Origin of the sequence: Legionella longbeachae (assembly GCF_004283175.1) — a bacterium.
Lineage (GTDB): Bacteria > Pseudomonadota > Gammaproteobacteria > Legionellales > Legionellaceae > Legionella > Legionella longbeachae.
This window is the reverse complement of sequence record NZ_RXNW01000010.1, coordinates 141,931-157,078: the sequence shown is the minus strand read 5'-3', so window position 1 is coordinate 157,078 and position 15,148 is coordinate 141,931. Positions and strand designations below refer to the sequence as shown.

The following is a 15,148-nucleotide window of genomic DNA, read 5'->3' as shown; positions in this document are numbered from 1 at the left end:
TGGAATTTACTGTCCAAGAACAATAATATAAATAAAGGTTCTGTTAGCAAATGAACTATTTGAGGAGGCTGAGGCCTCCTTTTTACTTGTGGGTATAACTATGCAGGATATCATCACCATACAAGAACAGGCTGCTGAAGCGATTAAAAACGCTCAGGATGTTTCTGGATTAGAGCAAATTCGCGTTGATTTTTTGGGTAAGAAGGGAAAACTCACTGAAATTTTAAAAAGTCTTGCCCATTTATCCGCTGAAGAAAAACCAAAAGTAGGCCAGCTTGTGAATCAAGTAAAACGAGAAATCAGTGCTTTGATTGAAACGAAAATGCTTGAGCTGAAGCAAAAGCAACTGTCAGAAAAGCTGTCAGCTGAACGGATTGATGTAACACTTCCTGGTCGTAAGAAGGAAAGTGGGTCCTTACATCCAGTAACCCAAGTAAAGCATAGGATTAATGAATTTTTTAGTCGTATGGGATTTGATATTGTTGATGGACCCGAAATTGAAACTGAATTTTATAATTTTGAGGCACTCAATATTCCTGCACATCATCCAGCTCGTGCAATGCATGATACCTTTTATTTTGGTGATGGCCGTCTTTTGCGAACACATACATCGCCAGTACAAATTCGTACAATGGAGCAACGCAAGCCCCCGTTTCGGTTAATCGCCCCAGGGCGAGTTTATCGTTGTGACTCAGACCTGACTCATACGCCGATGTTTCATCAGGTTGAAGGACTACTGGTGGACAAACACGCTACTTTGGCGAGCTTAAAAGGTCTACTACAAGATTTTTTTGCTGATTTTTTTGGACGTCAATTAGCATTGCGATTTAGACCCTCGTATTTTCCCTTTACAGAACCTTCAGCTGAAGTTGATATTGAATGTACCCAATGTAGTGGTGAGGGGTGTCGCTCTTGTAAATTCACTGGATGGTTAGAAGTTTTAGGTTGCGGTATGGTTCATCCCAATGTTCTAAAAGCAGTCAATATCTCGCCTGATGAATTTCAGGGATGGGCATTTGGAATGGGTATGGATCGATTAGCCATGTTGTATTATGGGATAGATGACTTGCGTATGATGTTTGAAAATGACTTGTCTTTTTTAAGTCAATTTTGAAGTGTAGGGGTTGTTAATAGGCTTCGATGACGATGCGTTCGTGGGGCGAATTGAAATATCTCGAGTAAAATCAAGCATGCAGTAAGGACTTTAGATGAAATTAAGTAAATTGTGGTTACGCGAATGGGTAAATTTCTCATTATCTGAACAAGAATTGGCAAGCCAACTCACTATGGCTGGTTTGGAAGTGGATGCTGTAAGTCCTGTAGCAGGAGAGTTTTCTCATGTAATCGTTGCTGAAGTTCTTAGTACAAAGCCTCATCCTAATGCAGATAAATTGACTTTATGCGAAGTAAACGCCAATACAGGCAAAGCGTTGCAAATTGTTTGTGGTGCTTCGAATGTAAGAGCTGGATTAAAAGTTGCCCTGGCCATGATTGGGGCGCGCTTGCCAGGTGGTTTTAATATCAAGGAATCAAAGTTACGTGGGGAGCTTTCACAAGGGATGCTCTGCTCTGTAAGTGAATTGGGAATGGCAGAACAATCCGATGGAATTATGGAGTTAGAAAGTGATGCACCTGTTGGAATGGACTTGCGCGAGTACCTGACTCTTGATGATCATATATTGGATATTGATCTAACACCAAATCGTGCAGATTGTTTCAGTGTATTAGGTGTTGCACGCGAAGTTGCTGTCTTGAATAAACTACCCTTATTAGAAAAAGAAATTTCAGCCATTACTCCAAGTATCGATGATATCGTTACAATAAAGTTGAACAGTCCGGATGCGTGCTCACGTTATTGTGGCCGTGTCATTCGCAAGATAAACACAAAAGCAAGTACACCTCTATGGATGAGTGAACGTTTACGCCGAAGTGGCATAAGAACCGTCCATCCTGTTGTTGATGTCATGAATTATGTCATGCTTGAATTAGGCCAACCCATGCATGCTTTTGATTTGAGTGCGATCAACGGCGAAATCAATGTACGTTATAGTAACCAGCAAGAACGATTAGAGTTGCTTGATGGTCAAAAATTGACTTTGAACGAAAAAGTATTAGTGATTGCAGATCAAGACAGGCCTTTGGCAATGGCAGGTATTATGGGTGGCGAAGCAAGCTCTGTGCAGGTGCATACCACTGATGTATTTTTAGAAAGTGCCTTTTTTAATCCCATAGTAATTGCTGGAGTGGCTAGAAAGTTTGGTTTATTCAGTGATTCATCACAACGTTTTGAACGTGGTGTAGATCCAGGCCTGCAAATAAAAGCTTTAGAAAGGGCTACCGCACTGATTTTAGAAATTGCTGGTGGCGAATCAGGGCCTGTTATTGAGGCTTGTAATCAGGACAATTTGCCGAGTAAAGTGCATTTTTCCTTTAACACCGAAAAAGTTAAAAAGCTAACCGGGCTTAATATTTCTTTGGAGGAAATAAAACGTTTTCTTGATGGCTTGGGTATCACGGTTACACGAGAGCAAAATCATTTTCTAGAGGTGAGCATTCCTTCGCATCGTTTTGATATCCAGCGGGATGAGGACTTGGTTGAGGAAATTATCCGCCTTTACGGATACGATAACTTACATGCTGAACCTGCATATACGCTGGTGCAAGCAGGAAAAACTTGTGGGAATGAAGAAATCGCAACAATACTTGCGCGCTGGTTTGCAAGTAAAGGATATCACGAAACGATCAGTTACAGTTTTGTTGATCCCGAAATACAACATGAACTTTATCCTCATAAAGAGTTTATGCAATTACTCAATCCAATTTCTTCTGAGTTATCGCAAATGCGTGCTGGGATGTGGCCCGGACTAATTGCATCACTGATTTATAACGTACATCGCCAACAAAATGAGGTTAAATTTTTTGAAATTGGCGTGGTTTTTGATGTCCACAAGAGCCAATTAAAAGAGCGTCCTTGCATTGCCGGTTTGTTGATGGGAGAACAAGGGAGTGTAAATTGGAGTGAAACAACCAGGGTACATGATTTTTTTGATTTAAAAGGAGATCTGCAATCTTTATTCGCTTCATTAAAGCTTAAGCAAGTGGAGTTCATTGCCGCAGCACATGAAGCATTGCATCCAGGACAGTCAGCTCAAATCAATATAAACGGCACTGCCTCCGGCTGGATAGGAACATTGCATCCTCGCTTGGCAGATGCCTTGGATTTAAATCATGATGTTCTTCTTTTTGAAATCAATCTGGAAGCATTAATACGGCAGGAATCTCCGCGGTATAAACCGATTTCAAAATATCCCCAAATTCGTAGGGATTTATCATTTTTAGTCGATAATGATGTCGAGGTCATGCAAATCGAATCCGTAGTAAGAACTATTGTACAAGAAAATTGGTTAAAGTCTTTTGATATCTTTGATGTATATACGGGGGAAGGTGTTCCGTTAGGCAAGAAAAGTCTGGCGATTTCTATCACAATCCAAGATGAAAGTCGTACTTTGGTTGATGCCGAGATTAATTCTTTAATTAATGCTATAATCAATACGTTAGAAAATAAATTTTCAATCATATTGAGGGAGTAATCGTGAATGCATTGAGCAAAGCAATAATGGCAGAGACCTTGTGTGATGAATTAAACCTGTCCAAACCCGCATCAAAAGAGATGGTCGAAAATTTTTTTGAAGAATTGCGACATGCTCTTGAGCACGGACATCATGTAAAACTATCAGGATTTGGTAATTTTACACTTAGAGATAAACCACAAAGACCAGGTAGAAACCCAAAGACAGGGGAAGAAATTCCTGTAGTGGCTAGAAGGGTTGTGACTTTTAAACCAGGCCTGAAGTTAAAAAGCAAAATTGAATCTATAGGAAAATAATTCATTGAACTATTATTCGAAACATATTTTTTTATGTACGAACAAAAAGGCTGCCGGCAAACAATGTTGTGCCAATTCGGGTGGGGAAGAGTTCTTTGATTATATAAAATCACGGCTTTTAGAGCTGGAAATGCATGGTCCAGGGAAAGTTCGTATCAGTAAAACAGGCTGTCTTGGCCGCTGCAGTTCAGGTCCTTGTATCGTGATTTATCCTGAAGGTGTATGGTATACTTATTCATCTTTTGCTGATATTGATGAAATCATAGAAAAACATTTAATTTCTGGTAGTATTGTTCATCAATTGTTAATTGATCCAGTGTGAAAGTTGTTCGTTTTACACGGATTTTAATAATTGTTTATAAATTTTTGTCCTTTATACTTGTAGGATGATTCTGTTTTGGTTAAAATCGCCCGTCCATGATAGAAGATTACCAATTTAGGCGGTTCGGAGTTCATTTAATGAAGACATTTAGTGCCAAAAGCCATGAAGTCAAACGTGACTGGTTAGTGGTTGATGCCAGCGATAAAGTTTTGGGTCGCTTAGCAACTGAAATTGCTCGTCGTTTACGTGGCAAGCATAAAGCTGAGTATACTCCCCATGTTGATACTGGCGATTACATTATCGTTACAAATGCTGAAAAGGTTATTGTAACTGGTCGTAAGTTTACAAATAAAATGTATTATCGTCACACTGGATATCCAGGTGGAATAAAATCAGATAGTTTTGAGAAATTACAAGCAAGAAATCCTGTCAGGATTATCGAACTGGCTGTTAAAGGTATGTTACCAAAGAATCCTTTGGGAAGAGAGATGTATCGTAAGCTGAAAGTATATGTTGGCAATGAGCATCCACATGCTGCACAGCAACCCAAACAACTTGATATTGAGGAATAAGTAATATGGCTGAAATGAAGCAATACTACGGCACTGGTCGTAGAAAAAGTTCAACAGCTCGCGTCTTTTTACGCCCAGGTAAAGGCGACATCAAGGTTAACGGTCGTACTTTACAAGAGTATTTCTGTCGTGAAACTTCTTGCATGGTTGTAATGCAGCCACTAGAAACCGTTGATCTTGTCGACAAATTTGATATTTACGTTACCGTAGCTGGTGGTGGCATATCTGGTCAGGCAGGTGCTGTACGTTTAGGAATTGCAAGAGCATTGGTTGCTTATGATGAAAAAGGATTAGCAGAAGATGCCGAGCCAAGCCCTGATTCTGTTCGCAGGAAGCTTCGTGCTCGCGGTTTACTGACTCGTGATTCACGTCGTGTTGAAAGAAAGAAAGTTGGTTTGCACAAAGCTCGCCGTGCAACTCAATACTCAAAACGTTAATTGGTTTTTGGTTAAAGAAACCCCGCATTGGCGGGGTTTTTTGTTTTGCTATGATATTTAGTGAAACATATGGCGCCATCCAAAGTTCTAGATTTGGCGCAAATACAGTGAGGCGCTCAGTACATGATTGAGTCGGACAAGCTTGCAACATTGTATGAACCGTAGTGGGTGGCACTACATAGAGCGGGCAGCATATGGTGAATGAAAACTCTGATCCCGAACATGATCAGGATAAAAATGATTTTGTAGATACTGAGCGACGCCGATTTTTGGTAGCTACAACCAGTGTATTAGGTGGTATTGGGGCTCTATGCGCCTTAACTCCTTTTGTTGCTTCTTGGTTACCTAGCGCTAAAGCTCAAGCTGCTGGAGCCCCTGTACAGGTCGATTTAAGCAAGTTGGAGCCTGGAGAGCAAGCTGTCGTTGAATGGCGTGGCAAACCAGTATGGATCATCAGGCGAACTGCAGAAATGTTGCAACAAATCACAAAGAACTCTTCTTTGCTCCGAGATCCTCATTCATTGACTGCTCAGCAACCTCATTATGCAAAAAATGAATATCGCTCTATTAATCCAGAATATTTAGTACTTATAGGAATTTGTACCCACTTGGGTTGTTCACCAAAATACAAGCCAAACCTTAGCGAGTTAGGTCCTAACTGGCCTGGTGGTTTTTTCTGCCCCTGCCACGGTTCTACTTTTGATCTTTCGGGTAGAGTCTTTAAAGATGTTCCAGCGCCTATTAATCTGGAGGTTCCTTCATATTATTTTATTGATGAACACACTATTGTAATTGGTGAGGATAAGCCATAAATTTTAGGGCAACAGTTCGCCGGGTGTATATAAAAGGGGATTTTGATGAATGCTGTTCCCGAAAAGGCGGGAATATAGCCACACACATTTGTGTTTTATGTCCGCATCACTTGTTTATGGTTTGTAAAAAGATAGAGACAAATTAAATGAATAAACTCTTTAATTGGATCGATGAGCGTTTTCCTTTAGCGAGTACCTGGAGAAAGTATTTCAGCTCTTACTATGTTCCAAAAAATTTGAATTTCTTTTATATTTTTGGCGCATTAGCAATCGTAGTTTTAGCGAATCAATTTATTACTGGTTTGTGGCTTACTATGTTTTACACCCCCAGTGTTGAACAGGCCTTTTCTTCGATTGAATTCATCATGCGCGATGTTAACTTTGGTTGGTTATTGCGTTATATGCATTCAACAGGTGCTTCGGCATTTTTTATTGTCATATACATACATATGTTCCGTGGCCTGCTTTATGGTTCCTATCAAAAGCCCAGGGAGTTAGTATGGCTTTTGGGAATGTTTTTATATGTATTACTTTTGGCCGGTGCATTTTTTGGTTACTTATTACCTTGGGGGCAGATGTCTTATTGGGGTGCTGAAGTCATCACTTCTTTGGTTGATGCCATCCCGTATATAGGTAAGAATCTTGTTGTTTGGCTTAGAGGTGATTATGCAGTAGGCAATGCTACATTGCAGCGGTTTTTTGCGTTACATGTGATTGCACTCCCATTGTTACTGTTTTTGTTTGTATTTTTGCATGTTGTTGCTTTACATAAGGTAGGATCGAATAATCCAGACGGAATTAAATTTAAGAATAAATTGGGTGAAGTAAAGCAGTTTGAGTTAATTCCCTTTCACCCGTATTACATTATTAAAGATTTAGTGGCAGTGCTTGCATTTCTTATTTTGTTTTTTGCGGTTGTATTTTGGGCTCCTGAAATGGGAGGATATTTCCTTGAACATAATAATTTTGTTCCAGCAAACCCACTTGTCACTCCGGATCATATAGCTCCGATGTGGTATATGTCGCCGTTTTATGCAATCTTACGTGCGATACCTGATAAATTCCTTGGAATTATATGCATGGGGGTTGCACTAATACTATTATTCTTTTTGCCGTGGCTTGATTGTAGCCCGGTGCGCTCCATGCGCTATAAAGGGATATGGTCCAGAGTAATGCTCTTTTTAGGCGTGCTTGCGTTTGTCGCACTGGGTTATTTGGGGACGATTCCAGTGACTCCTTTGCGTTTGTTTTTTGCTCGGCTAGCTACATTATTGTATTTTGCCTATTTTATCCTTATGCCCTTTTATACCCGAATAGAGGTCACTCATACATTGCCACGCCTCTCAGGAGAGTGTTGATGTGTATAAGGATGCTAATTTATCTTTGCTTGTTGGTGGGGGCCGTATCTCATCAGCAGGTATATGCAACTTCATTTTCAGTCAACATACAAGATAAAGCAAGTTTACAAAGAGGCGCTAAACTGTTTATGAATTATTGTTCGGGTTGTCATTCTTTAAAATATTTAAGATATGACCGCATGGCTAAAGGATTGGGCTTAATGCGTTCTGTGCGCCAAATTGATGAAGATCTGCTGAAAAACAATCTTATTTTCACACAAGCAACAATAACTGATCCCATTGAGATTGCTATGCCCCCTGAGGATGCAAAGCAATGGTTTGGGATAGTACCTCCAGATTTATCATTAGTTGCTAGAGCAAAAGGAGAAGAATGGATCTACAATTACTTAACTGGTTTTTACAACGATGATTCCAGGCCTTTTGGAACGAATAATTATCTTGTGCCTGATGTTGCGATGCCCAATATTCTAGATACATTACACAATAAAATGGGGGAAAGGCAATTTGATGAGAATGTATTAGACTTGGTGACTTTTCTCGCTTATGTCAGTGAGCCCATACAAACTGAGCGTTATCATATGGGCTTTTTTGTAATTGGATTTCTAGGCATTTTATTTCTTGTCTCTTTGTGCTTAAAAATAGTTTATTGGCGAAAAATCGGCATAAAGTAACCCAAAAAGGCAAAAATGTGGTAAAGTAATGGTTTTGCTTATTCTTAGCGTACTAATACATATTTTTATGAATTGATAGGAGTTGCTCATGGCAATTGTTGCGAAGCGCACTATAATGTCTTTATTTTCGGATACTGATGATGTCTACAGTCATCAAGTTCGTATCGTATTGGCTGAAAAAGGGGTTAATGTAGAAATTCTTGCAGCCAAGCAGGCTGAACCAAATGCTGATCTATTATCAGTGAATCCATATGGCACAATTCCTACATTAATTGATAGAGAGCTTGTACTTTATGAACCACGTATTATTATGGAATATTTAGATGAGCGCTTTCCTCATCCACCTTTATTACCAGTTTATCCTGTTGCTCGTGCGGAAACGCGTAAAATGATGCACAGAATAGAGCATGACTGGTATTATTTAATGAATAATATCTTAAGAAATAATAATGCAGACGAAGCAAGAACGAACTTATTTGAAAGTTTAGTTGCTCTTGAGCCAGTTTTTGCAGATAAGCCTTATTTCCTAAGTGATGAGTTTTCTTTGTTGGATTGTGCATTAGCCCCCTTATTGTGGCGCTTGCCTCGATTAGGGATAGACGTTGCACCAGAATTTAAAGGACTGATTGCTTACATGCAGCGCTTGTTCAAACGTGAATCGTTTCAAGCAAGTTTGACTGATGTTGAGCGACAATTACGAGCGGCATAAATATATGACTATGACATCAAATAAACCTTATTTAATTCGCGCTGCCTACGATTGGATAGTCGATAACGAATTAACGCCTTATATCCTGGTAAATGCAGCATATGTAGGTGTACAGGTTCCTAGAGAACATGTAAATCATGATCGTATTGTTTTGAACATTTCTCCAGCTGCTACTCGAGGTTTATTGTTGGAGAATGACCGGATAATCTTTACTGCACGCTTTTCCGGAAAAACGGAGCAAATTTTTGTTCCGCCAGGAGCTGTATTGGAGATATATGCCAAGGAAAATGGCAGAGGTATTGCCTTTGCACTTGAAGATGAAGAAGAACCGCCCCCAGCGTCTTCTGGTCCATCTACTTCAGATGCTGAAGGCCCAGTGTCTTCTAAAAGTAAGCCTTCATTGAAATTAGTGAAGTAGCATGCCAGAAAACGCCCTTTATCGTTGTGAGCAAATCAGAGTTTGTGAACAACAGGCTACTTCCTTATATCAATTAGACGAAAATGCACTTATGTCTCGAGCTGGGACAGAGGCATTTTCGCATGTGGTAAAACTTTATCCTCATGTCCGGCATCTTGCTGTTTATTGCGGCTCGGGAAATAATGCTGGTGATGGATATGTAGTTGCACGATTAGCACATGAACATGGATTATTAGTTACTGTCTATCAATGTAAGGCATTGACTGATCTGCCGCTTGCAGCCCAGCATGCGGCTTTGTTGGCAATAAATGCAGGGGTGGACTGTCAACCTGCAGATGAGCCTTTAGATAGTGAAGTAGAGTTAATTGTTGATGCGCTACTTGGAATTGGTTTAAGAGGGCCTGTGCGTGGAAATATTGCATCAGCAATTCATCAGATCAATGCAAGCGGTCTTCCGGTAATTGCATTAGATATCCCATCCGGGCTTAATGCAGATACAGGACAGGTAGAGAATTTTTGTGTAAAGGCTAATGCAACTATAACGTTCATCGCTCAAAAGTTAGGCATGTATACTGCAGATGGACCAGATAATTGCGGGGATATTTACTGCTGTCCATTAAGTTTGGAGGCATGTACCAATCAATTAGCTCCTGCTGCACATTTGCTAAATACTACTACCCTTTCTTTACCCCTTCCTGAGCGTAAAAAAAATTCGCATAAAGGGAATTATGGCCATGTTTTAATAGTAGGAGGAGGGCCTGGAATGCCTGGAGCTATTAGTCTTGCGGCAAAAGCAACACTAAGAACAGGGGCTGGAGCAGTTACTGTTGCAACTTGGCCTGAATATGCAAAGGGTGCCTTATCTTTAATTCCTGAGGCAATGGTAAGCGGTATTAAAAATGCAAAAGACTTAAAACCATTCCTGGCAAATGCTTCTGTTTGTGTTATTGGTCCTGGTCTTGGAGAAAGCGATTGGGCTATTGACTTATTTTTGACAGCAATTACTTCGCAATTGCCTATGGTAATTGATGCATCAGCACTAAGGTTATTAGCGAGCAATCCGCAAACCGACGATAATTGGGTATTAACTCCCCATCCTGGAGAGGCCGCGAGCCTTCTTGCTTGCTCTACTGATTCGATTCAGAAAGATAGATACCAGGCAGCTGAAAAAATTCAACAACAATATGGCGGTGTTGTCGTATTAAAAGGTGCAGGCACGGTGATCCAAACAACTGAAAAAAGTACTTATATCTGTCCCCGGGGAAATCCCGGGATGGCGAGCGCGGGTATGGGTGATGTTTTGAGTGGAATTATTGCTGGTTTTTGCGCTCAAGGCTATCCTTTAGCTCAAGCAGCACAATATGGTGTTTGGGTGCATGCAGTTGCTGGCGATCGTGTAGCGAAAAAATTAGGTGGGACGGGGTTATTAGCTAGTGATTTGTTAGATGCTATCCCACATGTATTGAACTATTGTGAATGATGAGTACAAATCAATCTAATGTGTTAATACTGGATTTACCAGACGAAAAATCAAGTGTAAATTTTGCATCTCGCCTGGCTTCATGTCTTTGCCCGTCTTTAATCATGACTTTTAGTGGCGATTTAGGTGCAGGTAAAACCACGATCATTCGTGCCATGTTAAAATACCTGGGCGTGCAATCTGCAATTAAAAGCCCCACATTTTCATTAGTAGAAAGCTATACATGCCATAACCTGCTTGTGCATCATTTTGATCTGTATCGAATTCATCATGAGGAAGAATTAGAATATTTAGGATTTCGAGATTATTTTACACCGAGTAGTATTTGCTGTATTGAATGGGCAGAAAATGCAGGTTCGGCATTGCCTTATATAGATATTCGTTTTAAGTTAAACATGAAGGGTGCTGGACGTGAGGTGCAAATAATGGCATTGAGCGCAGCTGGTAAAAAAATTTTAGCTCGCCTGGCAGGGGAAACATGATCGTTCGCTTATGGATTTTAGTTGTATTATGTCTTTGGTCTATTGTTACATCGAGCGCTCAACTTAAATCGATTGTTTTAAAACAACAAGGAAACCAAACATCCCTTTACTTTACAATTGCTGGGCCTTTTACACATAAGCTCTTTTCATTAAGCCAACCAGAACGAGTTGTATTGGATTTAAAAGAGACTCAACTAGCCGTAGATTTAAATCAATTGGGTTTGATTAATGGTTTAGTGAGAAAAGTGCGTAGTGGAAGTTCTGAACCTGGAACATTAAGGTTGGTTTTTGAGGTAAATCAAAAAGTACTACTGCGTTCATCTCCCTGGAGGCCTAATGGAGTTTACGGGGGAATACGGGTTGATTTATTACATACTGGCCGCATTGCTACCCCGGTTGTTGCGAGTATTCCTAAAAAAATGGTACCCATAACGTCAAAGGCGCCAATAAAGCAGCCTCAACAACAACCTATAAAACAGAATATTAGTGCATCACCACCAGTAAAGCCTATCTTGGCAAATCAGGCTCCTGTCAAGGTAAGTAATAGGCCCACTCGATTACGTGATGTAATTGTAGTTTTAGATGCAGGCCATGGTGGCAAAGACCCTGGTGCTCGTGGACCGCATAATAGCCGTGAGAAAGATGTAGTATTAGCAATTACTCTAAAACTAAAGCAACTAATTGATAGACAGCCTGGCATGCGTGCGGTATTAACGCGTTCAGGAGATTATTATGTAGGTCTTCGGCAACGATTGAATATTGCTCGAAGACATAATGGCGATATTTTTGTTGCCATTCATGCAGATGCATTTAATAATCCCCATTCTCATGGTGCATCAGTATTTGCTCTATCCCAAAGGGGAGCTACGAGTGAAGCTGCCCGTTGGCTTGCTGAAAAGGAGAACTATTCTGAATTAGGTGGGGTGAATCTAGGTGATTTAGATGATCAGAATGGGGTGGTGCGTTCTGTATTAATCGATTTGTCACAAACAGCTACGATTAATGCAGGATTGCAAATGGGAGGACGTGTTTTAAATCAGCTGGGTAATTTTACTGTTCTACACAATCACAAAGTAGAGCAGGCACGTTTTGTTGTCTTAAAATCTCCAGATATTCCTTCAATTTTAGTTGAAACTGGATTTATTTCGAATCCTATTGAAGAGCGAAATCTAACAAACCCTGCTTATCAGGCTCGTTTAAGCCAAGCCATTTTTCAAGGTATTAAAGGATATTTCTGGGAGCATCCTCCACATGGATCACGTATTGAAGCAATGGCAACAAATACGATTCATTTAGTCAGAACAGGTGAAACTTTGCCTGCTATAGCCGCTCGTTATCATGTCTCAGTTGTGGCGTTACAATCAGCAAACCATTTGCAGGGTATCAGCAGGCTTCGACCAGGTCAAAAATTGGTGATTCCTCCAGCATGGGCGTGAGAATTCGACAATTACCTCCATTTATAGCGAATCAAATAGCTGCCGGAGAAGTAATCGAGCGTCCTGCGTCTGTAGTAAAAGAATTACTTGAAAACTCTTTTGATGCGGGGGCTACAGCGATTACCGTTGAAACGAGTTATGGTGGCTTAAATCAAATTAAAATTAGCGATAATGGTGTAGGGATTTTTGCAGAAGATTTGCCTTTGGCTATTGCTCCACATGCTACGAGTAAAATTAATTCGCTTGATGATTTGTACGCGATTGACAGCATGGGGTTTCGTGGGGAGGCATTAGCCAGCATTGCATCAGTAGCTAAAGTCAGCATTAGTTCCAAGCCTGCACTGCAAGAAACAGCAATGATGTTGCGTGTGATAGGTACAGAAACCACCTGTTCTCCTTGTGCGCGTGCAGTAGGAACAACAGTAGATGTTGTTGATTTATTTTTTAATGCACCAGTACGGAAACGATTTTTAAAGAGCGAAAAGCTCGAGTTCCAGGCAATAGAAACTGTAGTCAAACGTTTTGCCTTAAGTGCGCCTAAAATTGCGTTAACGCTAAAACATAATGGCAAGCAGGTCTTCTATCTTCCTGCGGTAACAAGTGAACACGCGTTATTATCCCGAATGACGCGCATACTGGGTAGCGCATTTGTTCAAGATGCGATTTATCTTGATGTGGATCATGGTTCAATGAAACTGCGTGGTTGGATAAGTGGCATTAAATTTCAGCGTAGTCAAAGTGATCGCTTATGGGTTTATATCAACGAACGGATGGTAAAAGACAAATTAATTCATCATGCATTAAAGCAGGCTTATGAGGGCTTATTACATCCGGGTCGTTTTCCTGCATGTGTGTTGTATTTCACAATCAATCATGCTGAAGTCGATGTGAATGTACATCCTACCAAGCATGAAGTGCGTTTTCAGCAGCCTCGGCTAATCTTTGATTTTTTTACCTCACAACTAGCCGCAGCATTGGCTACCCAAACAAAGAAAAACCCTGATCCCATATGTGAATTAAACATACCAGTCAACCAGGCTAAAGAGATTTATGAGCCTTATCCCAAGCTTGCTCTTATAAGCGAGCATGTTAACTCACTAGAGCAACCGTGGGTTATTTTAAATAACCACTATATTTTGGTCTTTCTCCATCAACAGCCCTATATTGTTAATCTTGTAGCGTTACAGCAATTTAAAGCACAACAACAATTGGCTGGATTGTCTTTTCCATTGGCAAGTAGGCCTCTATTAGTACCAATTCGTTGTTCTCTTCCTTCCAAAATTGCTCCAAAACTGCCAGATTTTATTCAATCTTTATATCAATTAGGAATACATGTGGAACATATCGGCGATCAGGACGTGTTCATTCGGAGTATCCCCCTTTGTATGCCCTATTTGGATTTACGTTTATTTTTAGAAGCCTTAACCCGATTGGAGGTAATAAACTCTTCTAAGTTGACTGAACTCATGATTGAATCTCAAGCTTTTGATCCTAGATTATTAAGTCCTGAGGAGAAAATGGAGTTAAATGAATTGTTATTGAGGGCACATGCAGGGAAAAATAAAGAAGCAGGATTATTTAGAGCTTTAACTGTTGAAGATTGTCGGAATTTATTAGATGTCTAATTTGATTTTTTGTTTAATGGGACCTACTGCGGCGGGGAAAACTGATTTAGCTTGTGAGTTAATTGCACATTATCCTTTTGAAATTATTAGTGTCGATTCGGCAATGATTTATAGGGAAATGAATATTGGAACTGCTAAACCTAGTCCTAAAGAGCTTGAACTTGCTCCTCATCATTTAATCAATATTAAAGATCCAGTGGAGTCCTATTCTGCAGCCCAATTTTGCAGTGATGCTTTATCTTTATGTGATGAGATCACGAATAAAGGTAAGATCCCTTTACTGGTTGGGGGCACAATGATGTATTTCAATGCACTTCAAAAGGGGTTAGCTATTCTACCCGAAGCTTGTCCCGTTGTCCGTGAGCAATTAGAAAATGAAGCTGCTTCGCATGGTTGGGGGAAGCTCCATCAACAATTAATGCAAATTGATCCCGATACAGCTAAACGGGTTCACGCTAATGATGCACAAAGAATTCAACGTGCTTTAGAAGTATATTATTTAAGCGGAAAAACTTTATCCGCTTTTTTTGAACAGCAAAAAGAAAAAAACGTACATCATTTTATAAATTTTATCCTTTTTCCCGAAAGGAGAACCTGGTTGCATGAGAGGATTGCACAACGTTTTAATCAAATGTTACAGGCAGGGCTTCTTGAAGAGGTAATACAGTTACAGCAAAAATGGCCGTTATCTATAAATTTACCCTCAATGCGTTCTGTGGGGTATAGACAAGTACTGGAGTATCTACAAAATGCGTATGATTATTCTACCTTGTGTGATAAAGGAATTGCAGCTACGCGACAATTAGCCAAGCGTCAATTAACTTGGTTACGGCATTGGGAAAAGGCGTTATATTATGATCCGCAAAATGAAGCTTTTCATGATGAGATTATAGCGAAAATTAGGGAAATATTGGATAATTCTAAAAAAACCTTTTAAAGG

16 protein-coding genes are annotated in these 15,148 nt (G+C 40.1%); all 16 read left to right on the top strand.

Annotation, left to right across the window (positions count from 1 at the left end):
- Positions 1–100: 100 nt before the first annotated feature.
- Positions 101–1,114, top strand: coding sequence for a phenylalanine--tRNA ligase subunit alpha (gene pheS, locus EKG34_RS11620; RefSeq protein WP_003633274.1), 1,014 nt, complete (start codon positions 101–103; stop codon positions 1,112–1,114).
- Positions 1,115–1,208: 94 nt separating this feature from the next.
- Positions 1,209–3,590 (top strand): phenylalanine--tRNA ligase subunit beta, encoded by a 2,382-nt coding sequence (gene pheT / locus EKG34_RS11615; RefSeq protein ID WP_003633273.1) that lies wholly within the window; start codon positions 1,209–1,211, stop codon positions 3,588–3,590.
- Positions 3,591–3,592: 2 nt separating this feature from the next.
- Positions 3,593–3,886 carry an integration host factor subunit alpha gene (locus EKG34_RS11610; RefSeq protein WP_003633272.1) on the top strand — a complete coding sequence of 98 codons (294 nt, stop codon included), beginning with the start codon at positions 3,593–3,595 and terminating at the stop codon, positions 3,884–3,886.
- A gap of 4 nt (positions 3,887–3,890) precedes the next feature.
- Complete coding sequence (locus EKG34_RS11605) at positions 3,891–4,208, top strand: (2Fe-2S) ferredoxin domain-containing protein (protein WP_003633271.1); 318 nt, start codon at positions 3,891–3,893, stop codon at positions 4,206–4,208.
- Between the two features lie 137 nt (positions 4,209–4,345).
- Positions 4,346–4,780, top strand: a complete 435-nt coding sequence (gene rplM, locus EKG34_RS11600; RefSeq protein WP_003633270.1) for a 50S ribosomal protein L13 — start codon at positions 4,346–4,348, stop codon at positions 4,778–4,780.
- A 5-nt stretch (positions 4,781–4,785) separates the two neighbouring features.
- The gene (gene rpsI, locus EKG34_RS11595; protein ID WP_003633269.1) at positions 4,786–5,217 is read left to right on the top strand and encodes a 30S ribosomal protein S9; all 432 of its coding nucleotides are present in this window, start codon (positions 4,786–4,788) and stop codon (positions 5,215–5,217) included.
- A 194-nt stretch (positions 5,218–5,411) separates the two neighbouring features.
- On the top strand, positions 5,412–6,029 hold the full coding sequence (petA, locus tag EKG34_RS11590) for a ubiquinol-cytochrome c reductase iron-sulfur subunit (protein WP_003633268.1): 618 nt from the start codon (positions 5,412–5,414) through the stop codon (positions 6,027–6,029).
- Between the two features lie 146 nt (positions 6,030–6,175).
- A complete protein-coding gene (locus EKG34_RS11585) occupies positions 6,176–7,387 on the top strand; it encodes a cytochrome b (protein ID WP_003633267.1) in 1,212 nt (403 codons plus the stop codon).
- Entirely contained in the window at positions 7,387–8,058 is a 672-nt protein-coding gene (locus tag EKG34_RS11580; RefSeq protein ID WP_003633266.1) for a cytochrome c1, read from the top strand. Before EKG34_RS11585 ends, EKG34_RS11580 begins: the two co-directional genes overlap by 1 nt.
- Positions 8,059–8,146: 88 nt before the next feature.
- Positions 8,147–8,767, top strand: a complete 621-nt coding sequence (locus tag EKG34_RS11575) for a glutathione S-transferase N-terminal domain-containing protein (protein ID WP_003633264.1) — start codon at positions 8,147–8,149, stop codon at positions 8,765–8,767.
- Positions 8,768–8,771: 4 nt separating this feature from the next.
- Positions 8,772–9,185, top strand: coding sequence for a ClpXP protease specificity-enhancing factor (locus EKG34_RS11570; protein WP_003633263.1), 414 nt, complete (start codon positions 8,772–8,774; stop codon positions 9,183–9,185).
- A gap of 1 nt (position 9,186) precedes the next feature.
- Positions 9,187–10,665 (top strand): bifunctional ADP-dependent NAD(P)H-hydrate dehydratase/NAD(P)H-hydrate epimerase, encoded by a 1,479-nt coding sequence (locus EKG34_RS11565; RefSeq protein WP_003633262.1) that lies wholly within the window; start codon positions 9,187–9,189, stop codon positions 10,663–10,665.
- On the top strand, positions 10,662–11,147 hold the full coding sequence (tsaE, locus tag EKG34_RS11560) for a tRNA (adenosine(37)-N6)-threonylcarbamoyltransferase complex ATPase subunit type 1 TsaE (RefSeq protein ID WP_003633261.1): 486 nt from the start codon (positions 10,662–10,664) through the stop codon (positions 11,145–11,147). The genes EKG34_RS11565 and tsaE overlap by 4 nt, the downstream gene beginning before the upstream one ends.
- A complete protein-coding gene (locus EKG34_RS11555; protein ID WP_003633260.1) occupies positions 11,144–12,583 on the top strand; it encodes an N-acetylmuramoyl-L-alanine amidase family protein in 1,440 nt (479 codons plus the stop codon). Before tsaE ends, EKG34_RS11555 begins: the two co-directional genes overlap by 4 nt.
- On the top strand, positions 12,574–14,208 hold the full coding sequence (mutL, locus tag EKG34_RS11550; RefSeq protein ID WP_003633259.1) for a DNA mismatch repair endonuclease MutL: 1,635 nt from the start codon (positions 12,574–12,576) through the stop codon (positions 14,206–14,208). The genes EKG34_RS11555 and mutL overlap by 10 nt, the downstream gene beginning before the upstream one ends.
- Positions 14,201–15,145 carry a tRNA (adenosine(37)-N6)-dimethylallyltransferase MiaA gene (gene miaA / locus EKG34_RS11545; RefSeq protein ID WP_003633258.1) on the top strand — a complete coding sequence of 315 codons (945 nt, stop codon included), beginning with the start codon at positions 14,201–14,203 and terminating at the stop codon, positions 15,143–15,145. The genes mutL and miaA overlap by 8 nt, the downstream gene beginning before the upstream one ends.
- Positions 15,146–15,148: the final 3 nt, after the last annotated feature.

Coding starts and splice junctions, on each gene's coding strand:
- miaA (WP_003633258.1), top strand. CDS start 14,201: ATGTCTAATTTGATTTTTTGTTTAATGGGACCTACTGCGGCGGGGAAA.
- rplM (WP_003633270.1), top strand. CDS start 4,346: ATGAAGACATTTAGTGCCAAAAGCCATGAAGTCAAACGTGACTGGTTA.
- EKG34_RS11555 (WP_003633260.1), top strand. CDS start 11,144: ATGATCGTTCGCTTATGGATTTTAGTTGTATTATGTCTTTGGTCTATT.
- EKG34_RS11585 (WP_003633267.1), top strand. CDS start 6,176: ATGAATAAACTCTTTAATTGGATCGATGAGCGTTTTCCTTTAGCGAGT.
- EKG34_RS11580 (WP_003633266.1), top strand. CDS start 7,387: ATGTGTATAAGGATGCTAATTTATCTTTGCTTGTTGGTGGGGGCCGTA.
- pheS (WP_003633274.1), top strand. CDS start 101: ATGCAGGATATCATCACCATACAAGAACAGGCTGCTGAAGCGATTAAA.
- EKG34_RS11565 (WP_003633262.1), top strand. CDS start 9,187: ATGCCAGAAAACGCCCTTTATCGTTGTGAGCAAATCAGAGTTTGTGAA.
- pheT (WP_003633273.1), top strand. CDS start 1,209: ATGAAATTAAGTAAATTGTGGTTACGCGAATGGGTAAATTTCTCATTA.
- EKG34_RS11575 (WP_003633264.1), top strand. CDS start 8,147: ATGGCAATTGTTGCGAAGCGCACTATAATGTCTTTATTTTCGGATACT.
- mutL (WP_003633259.1), top strand. CDS start 12,574: ATGGGCGTGAGAATTCGACAATTACCTCCATTTATAGCGAATCAAATA.
- rpsI (WP_003633269.1), top strand. CDS start 4,786: ATGGCTGAAATGAAGCAATACTACGGCACTGGTCGTAGAAAAAGTTCA.
- tsaE (WP_003633261.1), top strand. CDS start 10,662: ATGATGAGTACAAATCAATCTAATGTGTTAATACTGGATTTACCAGAC.
- EKG34_RS11570 (WP_003633263.1), top strand. CDS start 8,772: ATGACTATGACATCAAATAAACCTTATTTAATTCGCGCTGCCTACGAT.
- petA (WP_003633268.1), top strand. CDS start 5,412: ATGGTGAATGAAAACTCTGATCCCGAACATGATCAGGATAAAAATGAT.